The sequence below is a fragment of the Thiohalocapsa halophila genome (assembly GCF_016583825.1).
Taxonomy (GTDB): domain Bacteria; phylum Pseudomonadota; class Gammaproteobacteria; order Chromatiales; family Chromatiaceae; genus Thiohalocapsa; species Thiohalocapsa halophila.
Map to the genome: position 1 here is coordinate 73112 of NZ_NRRV01000012.1, position 26789 is coordinate 99900.

The following is a 26789-nucleotide window of genomic DNA, read 5'->3' on the forward strand; positions in this document are numbered from 1 at the left end:
GGGCTATTCCTGCGCATGTCCAGCAGCGGCGGCGAGGCGTCCCCGCTGCGGCCGAAGCTCGAGCTGCGTGGGTCGGCATGAGAGCGTCCGTCGCCAAAAGTCATCAGCATACCGCCGCCGTCGAAACCTGGACCTGGCGCAGTGGCGCCACTTCGCCGCCTCCATGACCGCCGGCGAGCCGGAGCCGCTCCTAGCGACCGGTCTCGCACCGCACCCCGCACCCCGCACTTCGCACTTCGCACTCCGCACTCCGCACTATCCGTCCCGCCGCGCCTGCTGCTCCTCGCGCTCGATCAGCAGCTGCGCCAGCGAATGGTAGAGCGGCTGCGGGCTCACCAAAAAGGATACGCCGTAGCCGATCATCGCCGCGCTCATCAGCGCCAGCAGGGTGTTCTGGTCGTCCGTCATCTCCATGACGATGACGAAGCTGGTGAGGGGCGATTTCACCGCGCCGGCGAAGTAGGCCACCATGCCGAGCAGCACCATCAAGTCCAGGGGGGCCAGGGCGGTCAGCCGATGCAGATCGGCGCCGATGCCGCCGCCCGTGGCCAGAGCCGGGGCAAAGATGCCGCCGGGGATGCCGCTCAGGTAGGACGCGAGCGAGGCGATGAATTTGTAGAGCGGATACAGCGGAGCCGGCGCTTCGCCGTCGATGACGAGCGCCTTGGCGACGTCGTAGCCCGAGCCCATGACCTGATAGTCCGTCAGCACGCCCATCAGTACCAGCACGGAGCCGCAGACGAAGGCGACGGCCAGCCCGTGGCTCGCCATCAGCGGTGCCATGGCCCGGGAGAAGCGCAGTAGCAGGAAGGCGAAGAGCCCGCCCGCCAGGCCGGCCACCACGCCGCAGAGCACCACTGCGAGCCAGTCGCCCAGCGCCTCGGCGCGCCCTGCGGCGGCGGTGCCGAAGTAGTAGCGCTGATCCATGAGCAGCATGGACACCAGCGCCGAGAGCACCACCGACAGGATCACGATGCCGGCGAGGCGTGGCGTGAAGCCGCGCAGCATCTCCTCGAACGCAAAGACCACCCCGGCCAGAGGCGTGTTGAAGGCGGCGGAGATGCCGGCCGCACCGCCCGCCAGCAGCATGCCACGGGCCATGTAGTCTGCCGGAAAGCGGGCGATCCGGCGCATGGAGTACATGATGGCGGCGGCGACGTGCACCGTCGGCCCCTCGCGGCCGATGGACGCCCCGCAGCTCTGCCCCAGCAGGGTCAGGAGGATCTTGCCCGCGGCGAGCTTGAGGGTCAGGAGCTTGCTTTTGGTGCGCAGCTCCAGCGCGGCGATGACTTGGTTGATGCCGCTGCCTTCACTGCCGGGAAAGAACCGCCGCGCGAGCCAGGCTACCAGCACCAGCCCCAGGGGCGTGAGCAGCAGCGGCGCCAGGGGCTCGGCGTCGGCGATACGAAAGAACAAGCGATTGGCTTGCTCGCTTAGCACGCCGAAGGCCGAGGAGACCAGGCCCACCAGCACCGCCCCCAGCAGAAAGGCCAGGCGGACCCGCCACGCGCGGCGCGAGAGCAGGACGCGGCGAATGTAGCGCAGGCGGCGAAGCTTCACGGGGCAATCACGACGGTAAGCAGGCGTCGCTGGCGCTCGCTTGCTGTCAACGCGACACGAAAAAGCCGGCGCGGGGCCGGCTCCATCTCTATTGCGTGCTCGGGTCGGCGCCCCGGCTCAGTAGCCGCCTTTGCGTTGCACCTCGGGCAGGCCCGCGATCTTGGTACCCTGCTTGGTGGGCGCCAGCGGAAAGAGCTTGTAGAGGTCCTTGCTGGAGGGCTTGCTGCCCCAGACCTTGCCCAAGTCCTTCAGCAGTTGGCGCTCCATGGGCTGGTTCTGATTGTTGTTGATGTACTCGTCGCGCAGGTATTTGACGACGTCCCAGTGCTTGTCGGTGAGCTCGATGCCTTCGCCCTCCGCCAGCGCTTTGGCCACGTCCTCGTCCCAGGCGGTGTGATCCGTGAGGTAACCGGATTCGGTGGTTTCGATGGTTTTGCCGTTGACTTCGATCGACATGGATTGAGGCTCCTCTCGTCATCGCCGGCCCGGGCCGGGACCGCCGCAGGCCAGCACGTTTTTCTCAGGTTGTTGTGACGCGCTCGGCGCCACGCATGGGCGGCTTTGCTGAGCGCTGCGGGTGACCCTATCGGCGCCCGCATCACGACCCGCTAATATTAGTGAGGTTTGGCAGACAAGTCATCCACTTGGCCGCTGACACCGGTCCAATGCCTGGTGGGGCGCCTGCTACTCGGCCTTGTGCACGGCGTCGATGCCTTTGTGCGGGATAAAGAGTCCGCAGCCCATGAGCCGATGCGGGCCGAGTCCTTGCTGTTGCAACCGCAGTGATTCTTCGGGCTTGAGGTCGGCCAGCATCAGGCTGCGCGTGGGCAGGGCGCCGTTTGGTGTCGTCAGCGGTGTCTGCTTGCCGCAAAGCGCCTTGCGCACCCGGATATCGAGCTGCTCGCGCAGCCGCTCCGCGGTCCAGCGCAGGAAGGCCTCTTCGTCCAGGTCTTCTGGACCTGCGACATAGCGCGCGAAGAGCGTCGTTGGCTTGCCGAGCCGCTTCGGCTTGCCGGCACCGATGCCGAGCTCGGCGCCGCCGATGTCCAGGGATATGCCCTCCAGCGCGGCCTTCAGCGCAGCCACCCGCGCCTCGGGCACGCGGATGCTGAGCTTGGTCCGTCGCGACAGCAGCAAGTGCTGGCCGCCACCGTGGCTCGGGCGCTCCCAGCCATTCTGCGAGCCGGCCACATGAATGGTGTGGATGCCTGCATCCGCCTCGGCGAGCCAGGGCACAGCGGCGAGCAGCGCCTGACTCAGGGCGTGGGCGTGATCCACAGGGAGGGAACGGCACTGGAGGGTGAACAGTACATCCACGATATCGTCGGGGATGGTGATTGCCGAGGTCTCTTCTTCGTCCTGCCAGAACATGAGTGCGGAGATCGAGTGGATGAGCTGCGTCTTGACGACGGGAAGTGACGACTGTGGAGGGTAGGGAGCCTGCGCCTCACTCGGGCAGTCGGGCCTGCAATGCGTCGCGGTCGAACCACCAGCCGTCTTGTACGAGAACATCGACGACGTTGCGCAGCCGCACCAGGAACTTCTCCGGCTCGCGCAGCTCCAGGCGATCGCGCCAGAGATCGAAGGCCTCCTGGCTTTCGACCTCGCTGTGGCGGCGGGCGACATTGGAGAGGATCTGCGAGGCGAAGAAAACCAGATTCTCGCGCTGTGTCCCCTGCGCGCGCACATCGGCAAGAAAGAGCGCCGTGGTGGCGGCGACGGCGGCGCCGTCGGCGTCGTCCGGCGTCTCGTCCACGACGTGGTTCAGCAGCTCCACGGCCAGCTCCACGTCGATGGGATAGGTGACCGCGAGCCAGATGCCCTGGCCGAGGGCCGCGATGGACTGCGGCTGCTCCGCTCGGAATAGGACCTCGCAGCAATCGGCGGCGGATTCGAACTGCTCCTCGGAGATGAAGGTGTCGAAGGCCTCGCGCCCGAGCGGCCAAGCCTGCTCGCCGCGCTCCAGTCCCACCAAGGCGCGCGCCATCTTCAGCTTGGCATCGGCCAGTCGTCGCTCGTCGGCCCCGACGCGCTTCAAGGTTTCGTAGTCTTCCTGCAGCGCGAGCAGGTGTGACTCCAAAGCCGCCTCTTCGGCGCCTTGCCGGGCGACGGAGTCGGCGGCGGTGTCGGTCAAGCGGGAGGTGATGTCGTAAGCCTTCATGGAATATGCCTGCTGGGATTCGCGTGCGGGCTGGATGCGCTTGGGTTGTCCGCGCAGCGGCAGGTGCCGCTGCGCGAGCGCCGAATGTCAGCGGATCAAGCCGCTGAAGGCAGCCTCAAGGCGCTCTTCCCAGTCCTCGGGCGTGTCGGGGTAAGGCGGTTTGACGTCCATACGGAAGAAGCGCTCGCCGGAGCGCGCGGCTTCCTGTACCGCTTCTTGGAGCGACGAAAAGCTTTCGATGTCCTTGCGTGAGACGAGAATCTCGCTGAGTTTCAACATGCCTGCGCTGCCATGTGCTGAATTGAGCTATGTGCTGTCGGCGGCGTCGGGAGAACGCCGATGGGAGCGGCTCGACCAAGCCGCTTGACCCGGCTGCGTGCGCCGGGGCCTGCGCGCTCACCGAGCCTTCACGGACAGGCGCGGCCGGCCCGCCCCGGCTGCGCCCTCGGGCTCCGGGATTTCGCCAACGCGCTTCCCGGCCTTCCGCGAGACCTGGAACTTCCGGGCAGAGCGCTTGTCGCCTTGCCGTCTATGGCGGCTTATGTGCTGACGCCCGGGTGCGAATGCAACGCGTGCGCCGATGGCTCCGCGTGGCGACGGGTGCTGTATCAGTGGGTATTAATATTAGGGTCCATTGACATTCTCGGGGGGGCTGGCTAGACTCCTCAGTCTTTGGGCAAGCTTGGGGCGAGCGCTTCTACGGCCTTGAGTCGCCAGCAAAAAAAGTGCGTCGGTCAACTATCCCCAAAGGGATAGCCGCAGCAGCCACCCCCACCCCGAACGTGGAGTGTTTGCAACCGCGCTGCCTGGTTATAGTGCGTCTTGAGATGCAGCCCTCCCGCCGGCTGACGCCTCGGGTACCGGCCGCGGCGGCGAGGGCGCACCAAGACCCCAGTATCGGCTCATCCCAGTACCGGCTCGGCGGCGCGCGCTGTCAGCCGCCGAGCCCAATAGCTCTGATTGGTTTGACCTGATCAGTTCGAACTGACCTTAACGGGAGATTCAGCGACATGGCGATCGACAAGCACCAGACCCCGATGCTCGATCAGCTGGAGGACGGCCCCTGGCCGAGCTTCATCTCCGGCATCAAGCGCCTTCGTGACGAGCACGGCGACGGCCGCATCAACGAGATCACGAACGACCTGCTCGGTCAGCTGGAGCACTCCTACGAGACCCGCAAGGGCTACTGGAAGGGCGGCACGGTTTCCGTCTACGGCTACGGTGGCGGCATCATCCCGCGCTTCTCGGAGGTCTCTCAGGCCTTCCCCAAGTCCAAGGAATTCCACACCCTGCGTGTGCAGCCGCCGGCGGGTAACCACTACACCACCGGCATGCTGCGCCAGCTCGCCGACAGCTGGGAGAAGCACGGCTCCGGACTGGTGACTTTCCACGGCCAGACCGGCAACATCATGTTCATCGGCGCCGACACCAAGGCGACCCAGCACTTCTTCGACGAGATCAACGACTACGGTTGGGATCTGGGCGGTGCCGGCCCCTGCGTGCGCACCGCCATGTCCTGTGTCGGCGCCGCGCGCTGTGAGATGTCGTGCACCAATGAGCTGAAGGCGCACCGCATGCTGGTGAACAACTTCACCGACGACGTGCACCGCCCGGCCCTGCCCTACAAGTTCAAGTTCAAGGTCTCCGGCTGCGCCAACGACTGCCAGAACGCCATCGAGCGCTCGGACTTCGCGGTGCTCGGCACCTGGCGCGATGACATGAAGGTGGACCAGGAAGAGGTAAAGGCCTACGTCAAGGCCAAGGGCCGCCAGTACATCATCGACAACGTCATCACTCGCTGCCCGACCCAGGCGCTGTCGCTGAACGACGACGACACCCTGAACGTCAACAACCGCGACTGTGTGCGCTGCATGCACTGCCTGAATGTCATGCCGAAGGCGCTCCATCCGGGCGACGACAAGGGTGTGACCATCCTCATCGGTGGCAAGCGCACGCTGAAGATCGGCGACCTGATGGGCACCGTCATCGTGCCCTTCAAGAAGCTCGAGACCGAGGAAGACTACGAGGAGATGGTCGAACTCGCCGAGAACATCATCGACTTCTGGGCCGAGAACGGCCTCGAGCACGAGCGCTGCGGTGAGATGATCGAGCGCATCGGGCTTGCCAACTTCCTCGACGGGGTCGGCGTCGACGCCGACCCGAACATGCTCGCCCACCCGCGTGAGTCCTCCTACGTCCGTCTGGATGGCTGGGACGAGGCGGCCGAGGAGTGGTTCGAGAAGCAGGCCGAGAAGGCCGCCGGCTAACGCGTGCTCGTGCGGGAAAATCGGCGCGCGGCGCTGCGCTCGCAATGAGCCACGCCGCGCGCCGCTGATCCTCGCCTGAATCGATCAGCACCTAACTGTTTTCTGATTTACTGGAGGACCATCGATGGCCAAAGACATGCGCGAGCCCATCGAATCCGGCTGCCCCGATCCGTGGCAGTACATGCATCCCGTGATGCGCAAGAATTTCGGCCAGTGGAAGTGGCACGACCATCCGCGCCCCGGCGTGCTGCGCCACGTCGCTTACAGCGGCGACGAGGTCTGGACCGTCAAGGCCGGCACCCAGCGCATCCTCGACGTCTTCACGCTGCGCAAGCTCTGCGACATCGGTGATCAGTACGCCGACGGCTATGTCCACTTCACCCTGCGCTCGAACATCGAGTACATGGTGACCGAGGAGTCGCGCGTTCAGCCGCTGATCGACGCCCTGGAAGACGCCGGCTTCATCGTCGGCGGCACCCAGAACTCGGTGACCATGATCTCGCACACCCAGGGCTGGCTGCACTGCGACATCCCCGGCACCGACGCCTCGGGTGTGGTCAAGGCGATGATGGACGAGCTCATCGACGAGTTCCGCAACGCCAACATGCCGAACCGCGTGCACATCACCACCAGCTGCTGCCAGATCAACTGCGGCGGCCAGGGTGACATCGCCATCAACGTTCAGCACACCAAGCCGCCGAAGATCAATCACGATCTGGTCGCCAACGTCTGCGAGCGTCCGTCCGTCGTCGCCCGCTGCCCGGTGGCCGCCATCCGCCCGGCCATGGTCAACGGCAAGCCCTCGCTGGAGGTGGATGAGCGCAAGTGCATCTGCTGCGGCGCCTGCTATCCGCCCTGCCCGCCGATGCAGATCAACGATGCCGAGCACACCAAGCTCGCCATTTGGGTCGGCGGCAACCACTCCAATGCCCGCGGCAAGCCGACCTTCCAGAAGCTGGTCGCCGCCGGCATCCCCAACAACCCGCCGCGCTGGCCCGAGGCGACCGCCATCGTCAAGCGCATCCTGAAGGCCTACAAGGAAGGCGCGCGGGACTGGGAGCGCATCAACGAGTGGATCGAGCGCATCGGCTGGCCGCGCTTCTTCGAGGAAGTGGAGCTGCCGTTCACCAAGTACCACATCGATACCTGGCGCGGCGCGCGGGCGAGCTTCAACAGTTCGTCCTACATCCGCTTCTGAGTGTGCTGCCAACAGCGGCGGCCGTTGGCTGAAGGGCCCGGCCGCCGGTCTCCGGCTGGCTGCCGACTTGGTCGGCGCCGGCCGGGCGCAGCGACCCGACGTTGGCCAGCCCGAGATCCCCAGCTTGAGATCCCCAGCCCGAGGTCTCCATGAAATTCGCAATTCAAATCAACGAAGGACCGTATCAGCACCAGGCTTCCGACTCCGCCTACTTCTTCACGAAGGCGGCACTGGAGAAGGGGCATGAGGTCTTCCGCGTTTTCTTCTACCACGATGGTGTCAACAACGCCTCGCGCCTGACCACCCCGCCGCAGGACGACCGCAACGTCGTCGCACGCTGGGCCGAGCTGGCCGAGCAGCACGATCTCGACATGGTGGTCTGTGTCGCGGCCGCGCAGCGCCGCGGCATGGTCGACGAGGGCGAGATGCAGCGCAACGGCAAGGACGCGACCAACATCGACCCGCGTTTTCGCATCTCCGGTCTCGGCCAGCTGGTCGAGGCGGCCATTCAATCGGATCGCCTGGTCGTCTTCGGCGACTGAGCCCGCGATCGAGCCCAAGTGGGGGATCACATGTCGGAAACCATCAAGCAATTTCTCTATCTCAACCGTAAGGCGCCCTACGGGACGATCTACGCCTGGGAGTCCCTGGAGGTCGTGCTCATCGGTGCCGCGTTCGATCAGGACGTGAGCCTCGCCTTCATGGACGACGGTGTGTATCAGCTGACCAAGGGCCAAGATACCGCCGGTGTCGGCATGAAGAATTTCTCTGCAACCTACGCCGCCCTTGGCGACTACGAGGTCAAGAAGATCTACGTCGAGAAAGAGTCCCTGGCGGAGCGCGGCCTGAGCCTGGACGACCTCCAGCACCTGGTGTGGGAGGACGAGGACGACGACTGGGCGGAGAAGGACTCCATCAAGCTCGTCTCGCGCGAAGAGATGACCGCCGTCATGGACGGGGCCGATGTCGTCTTCAGCTTCTGACGACTAAGACCGAGCGAGGACAACGATGAGCACTCTGCATACCGTCAACAAATCACCGTTCGAGAAGTCGTCCCTGGACGCCTGCTTGACCCACGTCAGCGGCGGCGCCAACGTGCTGCTCCTCGAGGATGGCGTCTACGCGGCCACCAAGGGCACGGCCGTCGAGCAGCGCGTGAAAGAAGCGCTCGATTCCGTCAAGCTGTTCGTGCTGGGCCCGGATCTGCTGGCGCGCGGGCTGTCCGAAGAGCGTGTTATCGACGGCATCAATGTCGTGGACTACGCGGGCTTCGTGGACTTGGCCGCGGAGAACGACAAGGTCCAGGCCTGGCTGTAATTCCACCAACCCATACAGGAGCATCGATATGCCTATCGAAGTCAACGGCAAGTCCTTCGACACCGACGAAGAGGGCTACCTCGCCAACATCAACGACTGGGAGCCCGGCGTCGCCGAGGTGATGGCCAAGGAAGACGACCTGGACCTCACCGATGAGCACTGGGACATCATCAACTACCTGCGCGAGTACTACGAGGAGTACCAGATCGCGCCGGCGGTTCGTGTGCTCACCAAGGCCGTCGGCAAGAAGTTCGGCAAGGACAAGGGCAACAGCAAGTACCTCTACGGGCTGTTCCCCTATGGTCCGGCGAAGCAGGCTTGCCGCTACGCCGGCCTGCCCAAGCCGACCGGCTGCGTCTGACGCGCGCCTGTCGCACACGCCGGTCTAGCTTGCTGCCGACGTCGGCGTTGGCCGTCGGCGGCAGCCCCATCGCCCGGCGCCGACGGTCCGGCGCGAGTCGGACCGACGGCTCCCGAGAGTCAGCCGAGGCAACCGCGCGCCTGTGCAGCGGCGGCGCGCGCTTGGCCACGAATAACGAAGTCACCATCGAGGCACCGTCGTCATGTCCTTCCTCTCCACGATCTACGCCTATTTGTTCTACTTCGCGGCGTTCGTGTTGGTGGCCGGGCTGGCGGCCAAGGTCGTTCAGTACGCCCGCGCGCCGGCGCCGCTGAAGATCCCCACCACGCCAGCGCCGACGACCCGCTCCGGCGTCGTCTTCCGACTCACGCGCGAAGTGGTCTTCTTCGAGAGCCTGTTTCGCGGTAACAAGTGGATTTGGATCTTCGGCTGGATATTCCACTTCGGGCTCTTTCTCGTGACGCTGCGCCACCTGCGCTACTTCATCGATCCGGTGTGGGCGCCGATTCAGTTCATCCAGCCCTTTGGCATCTACGGCGGTATTGCGATGGTCGTCGGCCTCGCCGGGCTGTGGGCGAGACGCTTCTTGGTCGACCGCGTGCGCTACATCACCTCGCTGTCGGACCACCTGATCTTGGCGCTGCTGATCACCATCGGCCTGTCCGGGCTCGCAATGCAGTTCCTCGCGCATACCGACGTGATTCGGGTGAAGGAGTTCTTCCAGGGCCTCTACGTCGGGCAGGTGATGACGCTGCCGGCGGATCCCCTGCTACTGCTGCACCTGCTGTTGGTGGCCGGGCTCATGATCATCTTCCCTTACAGCAAGCTCCTGCATATGCCGGGGCTCTTCTTCAGCCCCTCGCGCAACCAAGTGGACAACCCCCGGGAGCGCCGACACGTCGCCGGCTGGGCACGTCGGTTGGAGCAACAGCAATAGACACGCGCCACGGCACCGCCGCCCGCCGTCGCTGCCAGCTCGCACGCAGCAACCTGCGGCCGCGAGCGCCTGACCAGGCGCGGCCCGCCCCCAGGCGAGAGGCACGGGCACAAGACCAGCTTTCGGAGAGACAGAAACCATGGCCAAGGCCGACTTCGAAGTTCCCGTCCTGAAACAGTATCCGGAGATCCCGGAGATCGAGCCGGGCATCATGGCCCACGCCTCGCCGTACAAATCCAAGGAGGAGTTCCAGTCGCCCTTGGGCTTTCCGGGTGCGCTGGTGGATGACTGGCAGGACCAGGCCATCGACAAGATGGGCGAGCTGCTCGGGCGCTACCGCTCGCTGCGGGTGTACTTGGACTCTTGCGTCAAGTGCGGCTCCTGCACCGACAAGTGCCATTACTACCTGGGCACGCACGACCCCAAGAACATGCCCGTCGGTCGCCAGGACCTGATGCGCAAGGTGTATCGCCGGTACTTCACGCTCGCGGGCAAGTACTTTCCGAAGCTGGTCGGCGCCGAGGACTTCACCGAGGAAGTGCTCGCGGACTGGTACAGCTACTTCCACCAGTGCTCCCAGTGCCGGCGCTGCTCGGTGTTCTGTCCCTACGGCATCGACACCGCCGAGATCTCCATGGCCGCGCGCGAGATCATGGATCACATCGGCGTCGGCCAGAAGTATTGCAACGAGATCATCGGCAAGGTCTACAAGATCGGCAACAACCTGGGGCTGCCCGGGCCTGCGCTGGAGGATACGCTGGAAGGCCTCGAAGAGGACGTCTATGACGAGACCGGCGTCGAGGTGAAGTATCCGCTGGACAAGGAGGGTGCCGAGGTCCTGCTCATCACGCCGTCGGCGGACTTCTTCGCCGAGCCGCACGTGGACGGCCTCATCGGCTATGGCAAGGTCTTCCACGAGGCCGGGCTGTCCTGGACGCTGAGCAGCTATGCCTCCGAGGCGGCCAACTTCGGCATGTTCATCGGCTCCTACGAGAATATGCGCCGGGTGGCCCTGCGCATTCGCGAGGCCGCCATCAAGCTGGGTGTCAAGCGTATCGTCTTCGGCGAGTGCGGCCATGCCTGGCGGGTCGCCTACAGCTTCCTGAATACCCTGGCGGGGCCTTGGGACTTTCTGGATCAGCGCTACCCGATCCCGCAGCACATCTGCGAGCTTACCTATGACCTCATCCAGCGCGGCAAGCTGAATCTCGACAAGAGTCGCAACGACGACATGGTGCTGACGTACCACGACTCGTGCAACGTCTCACGCGCTTCGCGCATGGGCGATCGCCCCGGCGGTCAGTTCGACATTCCCCGCGCGATCATCCGCGCGTCTTGCAACAACTTCTACGACATGGACGAGGACACCATCCGCGACCGCACCTTCTGCTGCGGCGGCGGCGGGGGTCTGCTGACCGACGATCTGATGGAAGTGCGCGTCAAAGGCGCCCAGCCGCGTGTGGAGGCGTTGAACAACGTCATCCAAGAGAAGGGCGTGACGCACATGGCCGCGATCTGCGCCATCTGCAAGAGCCAGTTCACCAAGGTGCTGCCGTACTACGGCATGGACATGGACCAGATCGTGAGCGTGCACCAGCTCGTGTCCAATGCGTTGGTCCTCACGGGCCAGACCACCGACGAAGACGACGTGGAGGCCGCCGACGAAGCCGCGTGACGGCAGCCACTACGGGTTGTGCACGCCGCGTCGTCAGACGTCGGACGACTCGTCTAGAACATGGTCCCGGCCGACGCCGTGTCGACCAGACCTCATCGAGAAGCGAGCGCGACAGCTTGCAGCGTAAGGAGCGTTACCCATGGCAACTTCCAGCGATGAAATGAACAAGCTTTCCTGGCGCCGGTTCGAGGACGGCGACAACGTCTGGGATGACCTGACCGAGCAGATCTTCGTTCAGGATACGTCCCACAAGTGCCCGACCTATGTGCACAAGACGCCGCCGTGCCAGGGCAGCTGTCCCTCCGGCGAGGACATTCGCGGCTGGCTGCAGATCGTGCGCGGGCTGGAGCAGCCGCCCGAGGGTATGACCTGGCAGGAGTACGCCTTCCGTCGCTCCACGGACGCCAATCCCTTCCCGTCCATGATGGGGCGCGTCTGCCCGGCGCCTTGCCAGGACGGCTGTAACCGCAACGAGGTCGAGGATTACGTCGGCATCAACGCCGTCGAGCAGTTCATCGGCGACAATGCCACCGCCCAGGGCTACAAGTTCTATCCGGCCGAGCACGACACGGGCCGGAATATCGCCGTCATCGGCGGCGGCCCGGCCGGCCTCGCAGCGGCCTACCAGCTGCGGCGCAAGGGCCATGCGGCTACTATCTTCGAGGCCAACGGCGACCTCGGCGGCATGTTCCGCTACGGCATCCCGGGCTACCGCGTGCCGCGGGACGCGCTGGACTCCGAGATCAACCGCATCCTCGACATGGGCAAGATCGAGGTGAAGCTGAACAGCCGCGTCGGCGTGGATATCACGGTCGAAGAGCTGGAGCAGAATTACGACGCCGTGCTTTGGGCCATCGGCTGTCAGTCCGGTCGCGGCCTGCCGGTGCCGGGCTGGGAGGGCACCCCGAACTGTGTCTCCGGCGTCGCCTTCCTGAAGGCCTTCAACGAGGGCCGCATGAAGGTCACCGCCGACAAGGTTGTCTGCGTCGGCGGCGGTGATACCTCCATCGACGTGGTCTCGGTTGCGCGCCGCCTCGGCCACATCACCAAGTCCGGCAACCGCGACCTGCCGGAGACGGTGATCCACGACGGCTATGTCGCCCACGATACCGCCATGACCGCGGCCGCGGAAGGCGCCGAGGTGACGCTGACGTCGCTGTTCCAGCGCGAGAAGATGACCGCCGCCGAGCACGAGGTGCACGACGCCCTGCACGAGGGCGTGACCATCCTCGACGGCGTCATGCCGGTGGAGGTCATCAAGAGCGACGCGGGTCGAGCCATCGGCCTCAAGGTCGCCGACTGCGAGATGAAGGACGGGCGCCCGACGCCGGTGGAGGGCACCGAGCGCGTCCTCGATGCCGATCTGGTGGTCTCCGCCATCGGCCAGGGCGGCGAGCTGACCGGCTTGGAGGACTTCGACAACGGCCGCGGCCTGATGAATTCCGACAAGTTCTATCAGGTGCCGGACCGCCCGGGGCACTTCGTCGCCGGCGACATCATCCGCCCACACCTGCTGACCACCGCCATCGGCCAGGCGTGGATCGCCGTGGAGTCCATCGAGGAGTACCTGAAGCAGGCGGAGCACAAGAAGCGCCCGAAGGTGGACGTGCACCACTTCAACCTGCTGGAGAAGATGACCGAGGCCCACCTCGCCCCCAGCGAGTTCAAGGTCGACGAGTCCGGCGATCTGCGCGGCACCTCCGATGCCGGTTATGCGATCCACAACTACGAGGACCGCGCCAGCGCCGAGGTGATCCCGCACGACGAGCTGTTCCTCGCACATTTCCCCTATACGCCGCGGGTGCTGCGCAAGGAAGAGGTCCCCAGCGCCGAAGAGGTGCTCGGCCACTTCAAGGAGCGCGTCATCGGCTACAGCGAAGAGGACGCCGTCAACGAGGCCAAGCGCTGCATGAGCTGCGGCATGTGCTTCGAGTGCGACAACTGCGTCATCTTCTGTCCGCAGGACGCGGTGTTCCGCGTCAACAAGGATCAGCGGACCACCGGCCGCTATGTGGACACCGATTATGCCAAGTGCATCGGCTGCCATATCTGCGCGGACGTCTGTCCGACGGGCTACATCAAGATGGGCCTCGGTGAATAGGCTGGATGCAACGGCAGGCCCCTGCGGCGCTTGGGCGTCGCCGGGGCCGGAGTAGTGCGATGAGATACAAGCAATTCACGTCGGGCATGTGCCGGGTCACGAGCCTGGCCCTGGTGAGCTTGGCGTTGGTCGCGGGGAGCGCGATCGTGCAGGCCACCGGCGTCGGCGATTTCGTTGTCGACAGCTCCAAGGCCGCTGGCCTCGAGAACTGCGTCGAGCCCACCGAGTACATGCGCCGCAATCACATGGAGGTCATTCGCCACCAGCGTGATACGACTGTCTATGGCGGCATTCGCTCCACCAAGCACAGCCTGGCTGGCTGTGTGGAGTGTCATGTCGGGTACGACGCCCAGCACAAGCCCGTCGGCATCGATGGCGATGGGCAATTTTGCGCTGCATGCCACGACTATGCGGCGGTGAAGCTGAATTGCTTCGACTGCCACGCCACCGTCCCCCAAGGCGAGGCCTGGAATCAGGTCAGGGCCACGGAGCACGAAAGCCTGCTGCCAGGGGTGGAAGAGCAGGCGGATGCTGCGGCCGCAGCAGCGGCGGCGTCGGGCGCGAAGGCAGCCGCGCAGGAGAGCAGAGCACAATGAGCCAAGAACGCGATCGAGAAGTGAACCGAGAGCGGCGCCGTTTTATCGGTGCCGCTGCCGGCGCAGTGGCCGGGAGCGCAGGTGGTGCTGGAGCACTCGCGATGGGCGCACTGGCATCGTCGGCCGCCGGCGACGCAGACGCCGCCGCGCGCACCGACCCCGTCACCGATCGGCACCGTTGGGGTATGTTCGTCGACACCAGCAAATGTGCCGACGGCTGCACGGCCTGTGTCGATGCCTGTGATCAAGAGAACGGCCTCAACCTGCAATCCGAGCCCCATGGTGATGACGAGGCCAAATGGCAAAACCAGCGGGCCGTGTGGATTCGCAAGGTCAAGCTGCGCGACCAGGCAACCGGGCACGTGACCAATCTGCCCCTGATGTGCCAGCACTGCGAGCACCCGCCGTGCGTGGACGTCTGCCCCACGGGCGCCTCGTTCAAGCGTGCCGACGGTATCGTCATGGTGGACCGCCATACCTGCATCGGCTGTCGGTACTGCATGATGGCCTGTCCGTACAAGGCCCGCTCCTTCATCCACGAGCAGGTGGATCAGAAGCTCACCCGGGCGCCCCGCGGCATGGGCTGCGTCGAGAGCTGCAATCTCTGCGCACACCGGCTCGACACCGGCGACATCTCCACCGCCTGCGCCGATGCCTGCGCTGCCGAGAATCACCATGCCATCGTCTTCGGCGATTTGAAGGACCCCACCAGTCCGGTGCGACAGGCCATGGCCAAGCAGACGAGCCGCCAGATCCGCGAAGATCTGGAGCTCAACACCGGTGTGCGCTACGCCGGCATTTGATCCCATCTCGGGCCGCGCCTGCGCCTGCGCGACCCGCCCGCGGCGGCGCACTAGCCGCCGCGGCCCAATCATCGAGACCGAGCGATGAGCAAAAGAATCGTCTACCGCGAATGGCTGATCCAACCCGAGCGTTATTGGGGTTTGCTCGCGATCCTGGCCGCTGTCATTGCCATCGGCGGCGCCGCTGCGCTGTATATGGAGCACGAGGGGCACTGGGTCACGGGCATGACCAACTCCGTGGTTTGGGGTCTGCCGCATGTTTTTGCGGTATTCCTGATTGTCGCCGCCTCCGGGGCGCTCAACGTCGCCTCCATCGGCACGGTCTTCAATAAACCCTCCTACAAGCCCTTGGGTCGGCTGTCCGGGCTGCTCGCCGCCGGGCTATTGGTGGGGGGCTTGCTGGTGCTGGTGCTCGACCTCGGACGCCCGGATCGACTCCTGGTGGCCATGACCACCTACAATTTTAGCTCGATCTTCGCCTGGAACATCTTCCTGTACACCGGCTTCCTGGCGATCACCATCGGCTATCTGTGGACCATGGCCGAGCGCAAGGGCAATTATTTGCAGCGCCCGGTCGGTATTTTCGCCTTCCTCTGGCGCTTGGCGCTCACCACGGGTACGGGCTCCATCTTCGGCTTCCTGGTGGGGCGCTCCGCCTATGACACTGCCGTGCTGGCGCCGATGTTCGTGGTCATGTCCTTTGCGTACGGGCTGGCCATCTACATGCTTGTGCTGATGACCAGCTTCGAGTGGGACGGCCGTCCCATCGGTCCGAAGATCCTCAAGCGCCTCAAGGACCTCCTGGGACTCTTCGTGGGGGCTGTGCTCTATTTCACGCTCATCTACCATCTGACCAATCTTTACGGCGCCAAGCATGCCGATTTCGAGTCCTTCCTGCTTCTGGACGGCGGTCTCTACACCCTGATGTTTTGGGGCGGCTGGGTGCTCGTGGGCGGTCTGCTTCCGCTCGGCATCATCTACCATCCGCGCCTCAGCAAAGACCGAAACTGGATCGCGACGGCTTGTGCGCTGGTCATCGCCGGCGGCTTGGCCGCAATGTATGTGGTCATCATCGGCAGCCAGGCCTTTCCGCTGGAGATGTTCCCGGGCAAGACCGTGCTCGCCTTCGGTGCTCCGGGTGACATCGGTGGCGCGGTCGCGCCCTATACGCCGAGCTTGCCGGAGCTGTTGCTCGGCATCGGCGGTGTCGCGGTTGCCATGCTCATCGTCTCTGTGGGGATCAGGGTGCTGCAGTTCCTGCCGGAATCCTTGTCCGACAGGGAAATGGACGGCTTGGCCGAGCCGGCCTGACGTCGGCGGCGTCGGCGGCGCGCTGGCTGCCGACGCGCCCGCCTTTCTTCCGCCGTGCCGCGCTCAAGCGGCCGCCGCGACCGTCTCTCCTCCTGCGACATGGCGCATATCTATCTCGCTGCCACCCGCAAGTCCTCCGGCAAGACGACCCTCAGCATCGGCCTCTCGCGTGCGCTGTGCCGGCGGGGACGTAAGGTGCAGCCCTTCAAGAAGGGGCCGGACTACATCGATCCGCTGTGGCTGTCCCGCGCCGCCGGGCGGTCTTGTCTGAATCTCGACTATCACACGACCCCGGCCGAGGAGATCCAGGCAGCGTTCACCAGGGCGCTCGCAGATGCCGATCTCGGCTTCATCGAGGGCAATGTCGGGCTGTTCGACAGTGTCGATCTGCAAGGTGCCTACAGCAACGCGGAGCTGGCGAAGCTGATCGAGGCGCCCGTGCTGCTGGTGGTGGACGTGCAGGGCCTGGGCCGGGGCATCGCGCCTTTGCTGCTCGGCTATCTCGCTTTCGATCCGGCGCTGCGCATCAGCGGGGTCATCCTGAACAAGGTCGGCGGCGCACGGCATGAGGCCAATCTTCGCCGGGTGGTTGAGTACTACACGGATCTGCCCGTCATCGGCGCCGTGCCCCGGCTGGCGGACATCACCATCGAGGAGCGGCATCTGGGCCTGATGCCCAGCAACGAGGCGCAGGCCGCGGAGGCCACCGTCGAGCGCATCACCGAGAAGGTTGCCGCGCACGTGGATCTGGCCGCGGTGGAGCGCATCGCCGAAACGGCGGCGACACCCCCCGAGCCGCCGCCGTCGCCGCGAACCCTGCCAGCGAGCACCGAGCCCGTGCGCATCGGCATCGCCCGGGACGACGCCTTCGGCTTCTACTACCCGGACGATCTCGCGGCCTTGAGCGCCGCCGGCGCCGAGCTGGTTCCGTTCAGTCCGGTGGCCGATACGCAGCTCCCGGACGTGGATGCCCTGTTCATCGGCGGCGGCTTTCCGGAGATGCGCATGCAGGAGCTGGAAGCCAACACGGCCATGCGGACTGCGGTCGCCGATTTTATCCGGGCCGGCAACGCCGTCTATGCGGAGTGCGGCGGACTCATGTATCTGACCGAGCGGCTGCATTGGCAGGGGCGCTGCTGCCGCATGTGCGGGGTCCTGCGCGCCGACGTGGCGATGCATGATCGCCCGCAAGGGCGAGGCTATGTCCGTTTGGCAGAGACCCAGGCGTTTCCTTGGCCGCGCCGCGACGGGCGGGAGCCCGCGGAGATCCACGCCCATGAATTCCATCACTCCGCTGTCATCACCCCGGATCCGGACTGGATCTACGGCTATCGGGTGCTGCGGGGGCAGGGTGTCGACGGCCGCCACGACGGGATCGTTTTGGGCAATCTGCTCGCCAACTATGCGCATCTGCGCGATGTCGGCGGTGTCGACTGGACGGGCCGTTTCCTTGCGCACGTGCGGGCGCTCAAGTGAGCGCCGCAGGGCAGGGTGGCGCGGCAGGTGGGGGCGACGGCGCAGCGACCGCCGCGTTATGATCGCCAAGTGACTACGCCGGCGTGGCGCTCGCCGGCTCCGCAGACAGCATTGGGAAGAGAGGCATGTTCAAGTTGACGCCGGCTGCGGCCGAACAAGTCCTGAAAGCCGCGAAGCAGGGCAATGCCGAAGGCATGTCACTGCGCCTCGCTGCCGAGCAGAAGCCCGACGGTGCCATCGAATACCGCATGGGCTTCGAAGACTCCATCCAGGAGGACGACATCCGTTTCCAGAGTGAGGGTGTCGACCTGGTGCTGTCACCGGAAGACGTGCCACTGCTGGATCAGGCCACCATGGACTATGCGGAGGTGGAGCCCGGCAAGATGCACTTCATTTTTCTCAATCCGAAGGACCCGCACTACAAGCCGCCATCGGATGGCTGAGGCGCGAGCTGCGAGGAGCGAGTAACGGGTTACGAGCAGCCAGCGATCAGGGCTGGTCCCAAGGGCCTTCGGCAAGTATCTGCACTGCTGCTCGCGCATTGACTTCGTGATACCGCTGTAGCCGAGCTGCGTCGCTTACAGCGGCATCGTCGACCCTCGACCCTCGAAACTTCATCATGGAGCTTGCGAGCGAAGACAACTTCCGCCTCAACGTGCTGCTCGCCAACAAGCCCAAGGCGATCCGCATCGACGAATCCAAGCTCATCGTCTACGGGCTGTCAGACAAGGGCGAGGCCAAGGTCGACCTGAATCCGACCGGCCGTCCGGAGCAGTATCTGCGCGCCGTCAAGGAGCTGATCTCGGGCCACATCCTCGGCTCGCCCGGTGGCTACCCCGTATATCTCAAGCGTTGGACCCGGATGGGCCAGATGCGCGACGAGAGCCTGGAGCAGCTGCTGATGCTCGGCGAGCCCGAGGCGGTGGTGGCCGCCGTCGGCTCGCCCGGTCTGACCGAAGAGCTCGCGCGCCGCGCGTGGTGGGCTATGGAGGATGCCGACAACGCCCGGCGCATGCTCCAGAACCCCAACATCGTCGCGAGCGGCATGGGTCCGGTGTTGGCGGATTACGTTCTGGACTATCTACCCTTCGAGACCGAAACGGATCAGCAGACGGACTCGGTGCGCCTCATCCTCCAGCCCGGCTTGCTGGAGCCTGCGAAAGTGGACGATCTCTGGTCCAAGTCCGGGCGTAAGCAGGCCTATCTGGTGGGCTTTTTGCAGGCGCGGCCGGACGATCTGCCGCAGCCGCTGGCGCCGCGTTCCGATGCCGATGTGCTCGCGGATCAGCTGGCACCGCTGAGCGGTGCCGGCAACCCGGCTGCCAGGCTGTTGCTGCGGGCACTGTCGGGGGCCGGCCAGACCTATCTCAAGACGGTGGCCGCGGTGCTCGAGAAACCGCCGAACCAGGACGTGGTCACCGCCGCCTTCGACTGCCTAAGGGACTATTTTGCAGATCTGCGCCCGGAGGGCGATCCAAAGCTGCCGCTGCCGGAGCTCGAGGCCGAGGCCCGGGCCTTTGCCGCAGGCGATGGCGCCCCAGTTGCCGTGCAAGCGCTGCTGGCGTCTTGCCCGCAGGCGCGGGGCGATGTTGCGGCCATGCGCATTCTCTCGGGCGTTGGCTATGGGGTGATTCGTCCGGTGCTGCGCGATCCCACGACTCTGGGCAGCCTGATGCGGCGTAAGCTCCAGCCGATTATGGACCCCATTCAGGCACAGCTTGCTAGCCTTCGAAGGGCTGAGGGCTGAGGGCTGAGGGCTGAGGGCTGAGGGCTGAGGGCTGAGGCCTCGGCATCTCAGCCGGTAACTGCGCCGCGATGTCGCGCCATGCGGCCGAGGGATGTCGGGTCAGCGCGGGCGCTTCGGCTCGCGTCTGCGGGCGGCGGCCTCGGCGAGCTCTTCCAGCATGGGGACGGTGTCGTCCCAGCCGATGCAGGCGTCGGTGATGCTCTGGCCGTAGCGCAAGGCCACCTCCTGCTTCAGGTCTTGGCGGCCGGCCACCAGGTGACTTTCGATCATGGCGCCGATGATGCGCCGGTCGCCGCGCGCAATCTGTCCGGATACGTCCTCGCAGACGCGCAGCTGCTTGTCGTGCTGCTTGCGGCTGTTGGCGTGGCTGAAGTCGATCATGATCTTCGGCCGCAGCCCGGCCTCTTCGATGGCTTCCGCGGCGATGTTGACGCTTTCGGTGTCGTAGTTCGGGCGGCTGCCGCCGCGCAGAATGATGTGCGTGTCCAGATTGCCGCGGGTGTTGAAGATCGCGGACTGGCCGTCCTTGGTCAGCGACATGAACACATGCGGGCGCGCGGCGGCGTGGATGGCGTCGATGGCCACCTTGACGCTGCCGTCGGTGGCGTTCTTGAAGCCCACGGGGCAGGACAGGCCGGAGGCGAGCTCGCGGTGGCCCTGGCTTTCAGTGGTGCGTGCGCCGATGGCGCCCCAGCTCACTAGGTCCGCGATGTACTGCGGGCTGATCAGGTCCAGAAACTCCGTGCCCGCGGGGACGCCAAGCTCGTTCAGGTCCAGGAGCAGCTTGCGCGCGAGGCCGAGCCCCTTGTTGATCTCGAAGCTGCCGTCGAGGTTGGGGTCATTGATGAGCCCCTTCCAGCCGACGGTGGAGCGCGGCTTCTCGAAGTAGACCCGCATCACGATCATGAGCCGGTCCGCCAGCGCCCGGCGGACCTCTGCCAGGCGCCGGGCATAGTCCATCGCCGCGTCGGCATCGTGCACGGAGCAGGGCCCCGCCACCACCAGCAGCCGGTCGTCGTCGCCGTGCAGGATGCGCTGGATTTCGCTGCGCGCGTGGAACACCGTTTCCGCGGCGGTGTCGGTGATGGGGAACTCGGCGTGCAGGTCCTTTGGTGCAATGACCTGCTTGATTTCGCGGATGCGGAGGTCGTCGGTTTCGGGGCGCATGGAATCTGGGGCGCGGTTGTTTGGGACGACGGCTGCCGCTTGAGCAGCGCGTCCGGCGGGCTGCTGCCGCCGCTGATCAAGCCTATCAGTATAACGGAACATAGCCCTAAGAGGTCGCGCGCGACTCGGCCAAGACCCGGTCACAGGCATGGCTTGCGCCTGCGCCGACACCGTACAATAGGGGGCTTTTGTCGGCGAATGCACAGCTGTGCCGCCGCAGTGCATTCCGCGCCACCGGGTGCCCGGCTGCCTTGCTCATCGCGGCCGAGCCCGCTGGTCCTGCTGTCAGACTGAAACACTGCAATGAAGAACGACGGATCCAGTCAGGGGCCGGGACAGCCTTCGCCCCCCAAGACCGCCCGGCCGAAGCCGCGCGGGCGTCGGCGCCGCGGCGCCGGGGAGCTCGATGCTTGGGCCGAGGAGATCTATGCCGCCCCCAAGGACAAGCCGACGGCGGACGAGGGGGAGGCCCAGGTTATCGTCAGCACCCGGCTGCGTAAGCCCAAGGTGCACTTGATGGCGCCCGCAACCGCCGGCTACGTAGACCTGCGCGCCTACATGGGCCGCTGGTACGAGATCGCCCGGCTGCCCTATTTCACCCAGCGCCGCTGTATGAAGGACGTGCACGCCGACTATGTGCTCGGCGATGACGGTATGGTCTATGTCACCAACCGCTGCACCCATCAAGACGGCACGATCGGCACCGCCAAGGGAGTTGCGCGGGTCGTGGACCGCAGCACCAATGCGCGCCTAGAGATCAGCTTCCGCACCCTCTATGGAGTGCATGTGCTTTGGGACGACTATTGGATCATCGGCGTCGGCGCCGACTACGAGTACGCGCTGGTCGGGCAGCCCACGCGTAAGCGCGGCTGGGTACTGAGCCGCGATCGCAGCCCGAGCGAGCAGCAGGTCGAGGCCTGGCTCGCGGAGTTCGCGGACAAGGGCTTTCCGGCGGACGAGCTCCTGCGCACGCGGCAAGATCCGGGCGCAGATGCAGCGACCAGCGAGCCGGCCGCTGCCCCAGCGGACTGAGTCCGGCTCGCGGCTCGGGGAGATCGCTTCGCCCGCTCCGCATCTCGGTCGCCCGGCGGTCTCCGGGCGGCCGCCGACGCGTCAACCTAGATACAGCAGTTCAGGGTTGCTGAGCACAGCCTAACTTGCTGAAATCCCTGCGCAAGGAGGTGCCCATGAACGACCTTTCTCTTCACCCATCGGGTGCGGCGCCGACGCCGCCCGAATCAGACTGCCGAGCGCTGGTGCCAGCCGAGGGGCCGGTTGCTGTAGACACATTCGGTGGTCGCGTGCATGTCGAGTGGGACCCGTCGGCGGCGGTTACGCCGCTCGGCCAGCTCCCGTTCTTCGCCGAGTTCCTGAAGGTCAGCGGCCGGTTCGACCAGTGGGTAGAGACATGCCCGGTCAGCTGGCGCAGCAACAACGCGCCGAACAAGCGCGATGTGCTGGGCACAGCGGTGCTGGCGATCCTCTGTGGCCACTGGCGCTATGCGCACATCAGTGCGCTGCGCGGCGATCAAGTCAACGCCGAGCTGCTCGGGATGGAGAAGATGGTCAGCGAGGATTCGGTGCGTGCGACCTTCGCCCGGATGGACGAGGACGCGGCGCTCGCGTGGTTGCGCCGGCACCTGCTGGCGGTCACCGAGCCGCTGCTCGCCGAGCCGTGGATTCTCGACGCCGATGTCACCGTCAAGCCCATCTATGGGCATCAAGAGGGGGCCGTGCTCGGCTACAACCCGCATAAGCCCGGACGGCCCTCGCATACCTACCATACCTACATGATTGCCCACCTGCGCCTCGTGCTCGACGTGGAGGTGCAGCCCGGCAACCAGCACCACTCGAAATTCAGCGCACCGGGGCTGTGGGATCTGCTCGATCGCATCGGCCGGGCGCGCTGGCCGCGGCTGCTGCGCGGGGATCGCGACTGGGGCACCGAGGGGAACATGCAACGCTGCGAGCAGGCGGGGCTGGCGTACCTGTTCAAGCAGCGCATGACCAAACGCACCAAGGCGCTGGTGGAGCGGCTGTTGCGCGATGCCGAGTGGACCAATGCCGGTCAGGGCTGGCAGGGCGCGGAAGCCCAGTTGCGCCTCGCGGGCTGGAGCCGCGCGCGTCGTGTCGTCGTGCTGCGTCGGCGTCTGAAGAAAGACCTCGCCATCGAGGACCGTGGCGAGTCCGGCCAGCTGCGCCTGAGCTTCACCGAGGTCGAGGACGACGTGCGCCTCTACGAGTACGCGGTGCTCGTGACCTCGCTCGACGCCGAGATCCTCACCATCGCCGGCCTCTACCGCGACCGCGCCGACTGCGAGAACAACTTCGACGAGCTCAAGAATCAGTGGGGTTGGGGCGGGTTCACCACCACCGACCTCAAGCGCTGCCGGATCATGGCCAGTATGACCGCGCTGGTCTACGACTGGTGGAGCATCTTCGCGCGCCTCGCCGAGCCCGACAAGCACAGCGAGTCGATCACCTCGCGCCCGCTGTTGCTCAACGCCCCGGCGCGCCGCATCGACCATGCCCGCCAGCGCCGCTTGGTCATCAGCCACCACCATGCCGAGGCCGGCTGGGTTGAGCGCGCCTGTCGCAACCTTGCCGCCTTCCTCCACGGCCTGCGGCTGACTGCGGAGCAGTTGACGCCGACCCAGCGCTGGTACCGCATCCTCTCGCGGGCGATGCGCAAGTACCTCCACGGCCGCCAGCTGCAGCCGCCCGACCCACTGCCGGCGCCGCCCTGAGCCGGCGGCGGCTGCGACATCACGTTCTGTGCACCGCATCGGCCTGCGAAATTCGCCGGCCGAAGGGTTCAACTGCTCTTTTTAGGGTCAACGCTGCTGCACGCCGAAGCGGCTCAACAACTGCGTGGCCCGATTCATCACATCCAGCAGCGGGCCGACGCGGCCCTCCAGCTCGATGCTGTCCAGCAGGTTCTTGGCATAGAGCCCGAGCTCGGTATCTCCGCCGAGGCGCAGGCGCCGGTTGAAGAACAGCGTATCCGGGTCCTCCCTGCGTGTGGCCAGCAGCAGGAGCTCATAGGTGTTGCCCTCGATGCTGACATCAGCGGCGGCGCCGTGTCGTGCCGCTTCCAAGCGGCCTTGGCGCAGCGTGAGCCGGTAATCGAGGCGGGCGTCCTCGACGCTGATGCGCAGGACCTTATGATCCAGGAAGTCGAGCTCCCCCTCCGCAAGCTCTGGCTTGAGGACTCGGTTTAGGATCTGTGCGAGCACGGCACTGTTCAGCCGAGCCGGGATCAGGCCGAGCGGCAGGGTCAGTACTGCGGGGAGCCGCGGAGCATGAAAGGCGTCTGTGCGTTCGGACATGGTACAAATTCTAAGCAGGCGGATGGCCGCTGGCGCCCGCGTCCGCTCGGGCGATCAGCGCGCCGGAAGCCTTCGCGGCACTGCACCGCGATGCCCTGACGTCGCTTGCGTGCTGCCCGGCCGGATGCTGCGCGATTGTCCGGAGGCGTTGGCTCCGGGATGCTCGGGTCGAGGTGATGCGCCGGCAGCGTCGCTCAAGCGGCGGTAATCAAGCCCCGGGCGCGAAGGTCATGGATCTCTGGCCAAAACTCGGTGCGCAGTCGCCGCCACTCCATGATGAACCAGGGGGTCACGCGTTCCGGCTCTTCTTGAATCAGCCGATCCACTTCGACACTCGGCATCCACCGCCAGGCCGCGATCTCACCCGGATTCACGTCGATACGCACCGGTGCCGGCACCTTGCCGACGAAGACTGAGCACAGCTCGTGCTCGGCGCCCGTGTCGCCGAAGATGGCTTGATATTGAAAGCGATACAGGAACTTGAGGTCCACGTCGACGGCAAGCTCCTCGCGCAGCCGGCGGTGCACGGCTTGCTCGTAGCTCTCGCCACGGCGCGGATGGCTGCAGCAGCTGTTTGACCAATACAGGGGCCAGAGCGGCTTGGTGCCGCTGCGCTGCTGGAGCAGCACCTCGTCGTTCTCCGTGAACAGGAAGATCGAGAAGGCGCGGTGCAGCAGGCCGTCTCCGAGATGGGCATTGACCTTGGTCTCGTAGCCAGTGACGTTGTCTTCGCCGTCCACGAGGATCAGCGGCTCGTTATCGAAGGATACGGTCTTGTGCTTGTTCAAGTGCGATCTCCTGCCCGTTTGGACCGCTCAGCGGTGCGTCGGCGTGCGGACTGCTGTCGCGTTCGGTGGCGCAAACCGCCACGCTAGCCCAGGCCGACAAGAAAGATTGACACAAGCGGCGTCAATTGAACTTGACGATACGCAACTATCTTGGCGATATACACGTTCTGCGCAATGCGCTGCGGCCAGCAAGCCCGGTGCAGACTCGCGGCCTTTGCGAATGCGCCCATGGCTGGCAGGCTAGAGCCCGACCGGATCTTCTAATAGGCAAGGTTTGGGCCAACGCCTGGCTGGCGTAACTGTCCATGCCCATGGGTGTGCATACAAACCTTTGTTTTGCATATTGTTCGGAGTTTGCCGCCTGGCGCCGCCAGCGGGCGGGATGGCCTTATCAGCGAGGCCTTTGCAACAGGACTGTAAAGAATACTGACAGCGCTAGGCATCAGCGGCCTGTCAGTACACATAACTGGCGGAGCCGTCTCATCGTCGCCAACCGTGGGAGCCGTCTAGACACAGACGGCGCAGACCATCGGACATCACCCGGTGGCTGCGCCCGGCTGAAAGCCTAGGAGACGGTGCGCCGGCCCTCGGGGTCGGCCTCGAGCTTTTTGACTCCGAGCGGCTGCACCTTGAGCTTGAGCGCGGTGACGGCGAAGAGGTCCTCAGTAGGCTCCGGCAGTCGGCACCTCGATGCCGGACTCGACCATGGTGGTGCACACAAGCACGTTGAAGCGCCGGTGGTAGAAGTCCCGCATGAGGCGCTCCAGGTCCTTCTGCTCGCATCTGGCCGTGGGCGTACTCCACCCGTGCGCTCGGCACCATCGTACGTCCCGGACCGGGGCGAGGCCGAATACGCCACCGCGCAGATGGCCGTCCGACGGATCGCCCGAGAGGGGTGGAAATACGGGCTCGGACTCATGCTCGTGAGCCAACGTCCCGCTCAAACCGAGATAGAGACTATGGCTCGGCGAATGGAGGGCTGTTCGGAGTAGCCGTCTGCCTCCCGTTCGGGTCCAAGGGCACTGCAAACGGACACATGCCCTTTGACTCGTTCATTGCGTTCATCTCTGTAGGGTAATACCAGGTGGGCGAATAGCAGAGCAGGTGGCATCGCTGCTCTCGTTCCACCCTAGCGACTTATCGGGGAGCGTGCCTCCGCAGAAGGCGCCCAACTGCCGCGATGACTTCCGGTGAGGCGCGAAAGTTGGTCTCGGCCAGCAGGCGCTGGACTTGCAGGTCGAAGTCGAGCCAGCCGCGCTCGGCGGCGTCGGCGAGCACGCCCAGGGTTCCGCTGATCCGGAGTCCAGCGCGCGCCGCGACGCCCCGCCCGACGCGCTCGTCGATCAGCAGCAGGTCGGCTTTGCGGTGCAGGCCGAGACGGATTGCAGCGGACTCGCCGCGATCAAGGCGTTGCAGCCCGGGAACGGCGAGCAGCGGGGCGGACTCGATGCGCGGACAGGTCCTCTGCGAGTTCGTCGAAGGTTGGGGCCGGCCATGCGGCCTGGGTTGAGAGAAAGTCTTCGGTTTCCCAGGTGGACTCGTGCGCCAGAAGCAGGCCGACCTCGGCGCGGGACAAGGTGCCGGTCCGATAGGCCTCGGCGGCGAAGCCCTCGAGTACGGCACGGGGCACGTCGTCGCAGACGGCTTCGAGTCGCCTCAGCAGCGGGTCCGGGATGTTCAGCGTCAGGTTCATGGCGGCGGTCGCGGTGGTCTTGTGCCTGGATGATTATGCTCGCCCTTCCGGCACTCCGGGGCAAGAGCCGGGTCGATCGGCAGGGTTCGCTCACCCCGCCGGCTTGCCGACGACCGTCTACTCCTGCGCGATTTGCTTGGCAGGCTCTGCCATGTCCATGGTAAACCGCAGCGCCCCGGCGGCCTGATCCAGCTTGTAGTCCTTCGGGCGCGATTGCACGAGCTTGATAAGCCGCATGTGGTCGATGTTCGGCTGCTCGCCGAAGACGATGCGCCCGCCCTTGGGGCCGGCTTCGAGCTTTT

Annotated in this window: 28 protein-coding genes and 1 pseudogene; 17 read left to right on the top strand and 12 right to left on the bottom strand. The window is 65.5% G+C overall.

The annotated features are described in order from the left end of the window. Positions 1 to 255 precede the first annotated feature (255 nt). The 5 genes from CKO31_RS07195 to CKO31_RS07215 all read right to left on the bottom strand — a co-directional run bounded on the left by CKO31_RS07195 (position 256) and on the right by CKO31_RS07215 (position 4000). A complete protein-coding gene (locus tag CKO31_RS07195; RefSeq protein ID WP_200235407.1) occupies positions 256 to 1560 on the bottom strand; it encodes a chloride channel protein in 1305 nt (434 codons plus the stop codon). Between the two features lie 117 nt (positions 1561 to 1677). Beyond that, positions 1678 to 2016, bottom strand: a complete 339-nt coding sequence (locus CKO31_RS07200; protein WP_200235409.1) for a TusE/DsrC/DsvC family sulfur relay protein — start codon at positions 2014 to 2016, stop codon at positions 1678 to 1680. 228 nt (positions 2017 to 2244) lie between these two features. Then, positions 2245 to 2931 carry a type I-MYXAN CRISPR-associated protein Cas6/Cmx6 gene (cas6, locus tag CKO31_RS07205; RefSeq protein ID WP_200235411.1) on the bottom strand — a complete coding sequence of 229 codons (687 nt, stop codon included), beginning with the start codon at positions 2929 to 2931 and terminating at the stop codon, positions 2245 to 2247. Positions 2932 to 3007: 76 nt separating this feature from the next. Continuing rightward, positions 3008 to 3721 carry a hypothetical protein gene (locus CKO31_RS07210; protein WP_200235413.1) on the bottom strand — a complete coding sequence of 238 codons (714 nt, stop codon included), beginning with the start codon at positions 3719 to 3721 and terminating at the stop codon, positions 3008 to 3010. A gap of 87 nt (positions 3722 to 3808) precedes the next feature. Next, positions 3809 to 4000, bottom strand: a complete 192-nt coding sequence (locus CKO31_RS07215) for a sulfur relay protein DsrC (RefSeq protein WP_200235415.1) — start codon at positions 3998 to 4000, stop codon at positions 3809 to 3811. Between the two features lie 731 nt (positions 4001 to 4731). On the opposite strand from CKO31_RS07215, the gene dsrA reads away from it, so the two are divergent. The 15 genes from dsrA to CKO31_RS07290 all read left to right on the top strand — a co-directional run bounded on the left by dsrA (position 4732) and on the right by CKO31_RS07290 (position 19510). Next, on the top strand, positions 4732 to 5988 hold the full coding sequence (dsrA, locus tag CKO31_RS07220) for a dissimilatory-type sulfite reductase subunit alpha (RefSeq protein ID WP_200235417.1): 1257 nt from the start codon (positions 4732 to 4734) through the stop codon (positions 5986 to 5988). Positions 5989 to 6112: 124 nt separating this feature from the next. Beyond that, the gene (gene dsrB / locus CKO31_RS07225) at positions 6113 to 7186 is read left to right on the top strand and encodes a dissimilatory-type sulfite reductase subunit beta (protein ID WP_200235419.1); all 1074 of its coding nucleotides are present in this window, start codon (positions 6113 to 6115) and stop codon (positions 7184 to 7186) included. 149 nt (positions 7187 to 7335) lie between these two features. Further along, a complete protein-coding gene (tusD, locus tag CKO31_RS07230) occupies positions 7336 to 7728 on the top strand; it encodes a sulfurtransferase complex subunit TusD (protein WP_200235421.1) in 393 nt (130 codons plus the stop codon). Positions 7729 to 7758: 30 nt separating this feature from the next. Next, positions 7759 to 8169, top strand: a complete 411-nt coding sequence (gene tusC, locus CKO31_RS07235) for a sulfurtransferase complex subunit TusC (RefSeq protein WP_200235423.1) — start codon at positions 7759 to 7761, stop codon at positions 8167 to 8169. 25 nt (positions 8170 to 8194) lie between these two features. Continuing rightward, positions 8195 to 8503: a sulfurtransferase complex subunit TusB gene (gene tusB / locus CKO31_RS07240; protein ID WP_200235425.1), complete on the top strand. Its 309-nt coding sequence runs from the start codon at positions 8195 to 8197 to the stop codon at positions 8501 to 8503. Between the two features lie 28 nt (positions 8504 to 8531). Then, positions 8532 to 8864, top strand: coding sequence for a TusE/DsrC/DsvC family sulfur relay protein (locus CKO31_RS07245; RefSeq protein ID WP_200235427.1), 333 nt, complete (start codon positions 8532 to 8534; stop codon positions 8862 to 8864). Between the two features lie 202 nt (positions 8865 to 9066). Next, positions 9067 to 9801 (top strand): respiratory nitrate reductase subunit gamma, encoded by a 735-nt coding sequence (locus CKO31_RS07250; protein ID WP_200235429.1) that lies wholly within the window; start codon positions 9067 to 9069, stop codon positions 9799 to 9801. 139 nt (positions 9802 to 9940) lie between these two features. Continuing rightward, complete coding sequence (dsrK, locus tag CKO31_RS07255) at positions 9941 to 11476, top strand: sulfate reduction electron transfer complex DsrMKJOP subunit DsrK (RefSeq protein WP_200235431.1); 1536 nt, start codon at positions 9941 to 9943, stop codon at positions 11474 to 11476. 139 nt (positions 11477 to 11615) lie between these two features. Beyond that, positions 11616 to 13577 carry an NAD(P)-binding protein gene (locus tag CKO31_RS07260; RefSeq protein ID WP_200235433.1) on the top strand — a complete coding sequence of 654 codons (1962 nt, stop codon included), beginning with the start codon at positions 11616 to 11618 and terminating at the stop codon, positions 13575 to 13577. A gap of 146 nt (positions 13578 to 13723) precedes the next feature. Continuing rightward, on the top strand, positions 13724 to 14173 hold the full coding sequence (locus CKO31_RS07265) for a sulfur reduction protein DsrJ (protein ID WP_322789106.1): 450 nt from the start codon (positions 13724 to 13726) through the stop codon (positions 14171 to 14173). After that, entirely contained in the window at positions 14170 to 14976 is an 807-nt protein-coding gene (gene dsrO / locus CKO31_RS07270) for a sulfate reduction electron transfer complex DsrMKJOP subunit DsrO (protein WP_200235435.1), read from the top strand. Before CKO31_RS07265 ends, dsrO begins: the two co-directional genes overlap by 4 nt. 84 nt (positions 14977 to 15060) lie before the next feature. Continuing rightward, positions 15061 to 16287, top strand: a complete 1227-nt coding sequence (gene nrfD / locus CKO31_RS07275; RefSeq protein ID WP_200235437.1) for an NrfD/PsrC family molybdoenzyme membrane anchor subunit — start codon at positions 15061 to 15063, stop codon at positions 16285 to 16287. Between the two features lie 99 nt (positions 16288 to 16386). Further along, entirely contained in the window at positions 16387 to 17763 is a 1377-nt protein-coding gene (locus CKO31_RS07280) for a cobyrinic acid a,c-diamide synthase CobB (RefSeq protein WP_200235439.1), read from the top strand. A 125-nt stretch (positions 17764 to 17888) separates the two neighbouring features. Continuing rightward, a complete protein-coding gene (locus CKO31_RS07285; protein ID WP_200235441.1) occupies positions 17889 to 18206 on the top strand; it encodes a HesB/IscA family protein in 318 nt (105 codons plus the stop codon). Between the two features lie 176 nt (positions 18207 to 18382). Further along, positions 18383 to 19510, top strand: coding sequence for a sulfur reduction protein DsrS (locus CKO31_RS07290; protein WP_200235443.1), 1128 nt, complete (start codon positions 18383 to 18385; stop codon positions 19508 to 19510). A gap of 99 nt (positions 19511 to 19609) precedes the next feature. On the opposite strand, the gene CKO31_RS07295 is transcribed toward CKO31_RS07290, so the two are convergent. Then, positions 19610 to 20677, bottom strand: a complete 1068-nt coding sequence (locus CKO31_RS07295) for a 3-deoxy-7-phosphoheptulonate synthase (protein WP_200235445.1) — start codon at positions 20675 to 20677, stop codon at positions 19610 to 19612. A gap of 303 nt (positions 20678 to 20980) precedes the next feature. Between CKO31_RS07295 and CKO31_RS07300 the strand changes: the two genes are divergently transcribed. Both CKO31_RS07300 and CKO31_RS07305 read left to right on the top strand, forming a co-directional pair. Then, positions 20981 to 21709: a lipocalin family protein gene (locus CKO31_RS07300; protein ID WP_200235447.1), complete on the top strand. Its 729-nt coding sequence runs from the start codon at positions 20981 to 20983 to the stop codon at positions 21707 to 21709. A gap of 155 nt (positions 21710 to 21864) precedes the next feature. Next, positions 21865 to 23424 (top strand): transposase, encoded by a 1560-nt coding sequence (locus CKO31_RS07305; protein WP_200235449.1) that lies wholly within the window; start codon positions 21865 to 21867, stop codon positions 23422 to 23424. Between the two features lie 87 nt (positions 23425 to 23511). Here the strand turns inward: CKO31_RS07305 and ubiT are convergent, their stop codons facing one another. From ubiT to CKO31_RS07330, 6 genes and pseudogenes are all read right to left on the bottom strand, one after another. Next, positions 23512 to 24006, bottom strand: a complete 495-nt coding sequence (ubiT, locus tag CKO31_RS07310; protein WP_200235451.1) for a ubiquinone anaerobic biosynthesis accessory factor UbiT — start codon at positions 24004 to 24006, stop codon at positions 23512 to 23514. Positions 24007 to 24200: 194 nt separating this feature from the next. Then, positions 24201 to 24794, bottom strand: a complete 594-nt coding sequence (gene idi, locus CKO31_RS07315) for an isopentenyl-diphosphate Delta-isomerase (protein ID WP_200235453.1) — start codon at positions 24792 to 24794, stop codon at positions 24201 to 24203. A gap of 674 nt (positions 24795 to 25468) precedes the next feature. Beyond that, a pseudogene (locus CKO31_RS27180) lies at positions 25469 to 25616 on the bottom strand (helicase-related protein); the annotation flags it as partial. A gap of 315 nt (positions 25617 to 25931) precedes the next feature. Beyond that, complete coding sequence (locus CKO31_RS27930) at positions 25932 to 26243, bottom strand: PIN domain-containing protein (RefSeq protein WP_498370611.1); 312 nt, start codon at positions 26241 to 26243, stop codon at positions 25932 to 25934. Next, a complete protein-coding gene (locus tag CKO31_RS07325; RefSeq protein ID WP_200235457.1) occupies positions 26197 to 26487 on the bottom strand; it encodes a UPF0175 family protein in 291 nt (96 codons plus the stop codon). The genes CKO31_RS27930 and CKO31_RS07325 overlap by 47 nt, the downstream gene beginning before the upstream one ends. Before the next feature lie 117 nt (positions 26488 to 26604). Continuing rightward, positions 26605 to 26789 (bottom strand): hypothetical protein (locus CKO31_RS07330; RefSeq protein WP_200235459.1); only part of this gene is annotated, 185 nt, incomplete at its 5' end.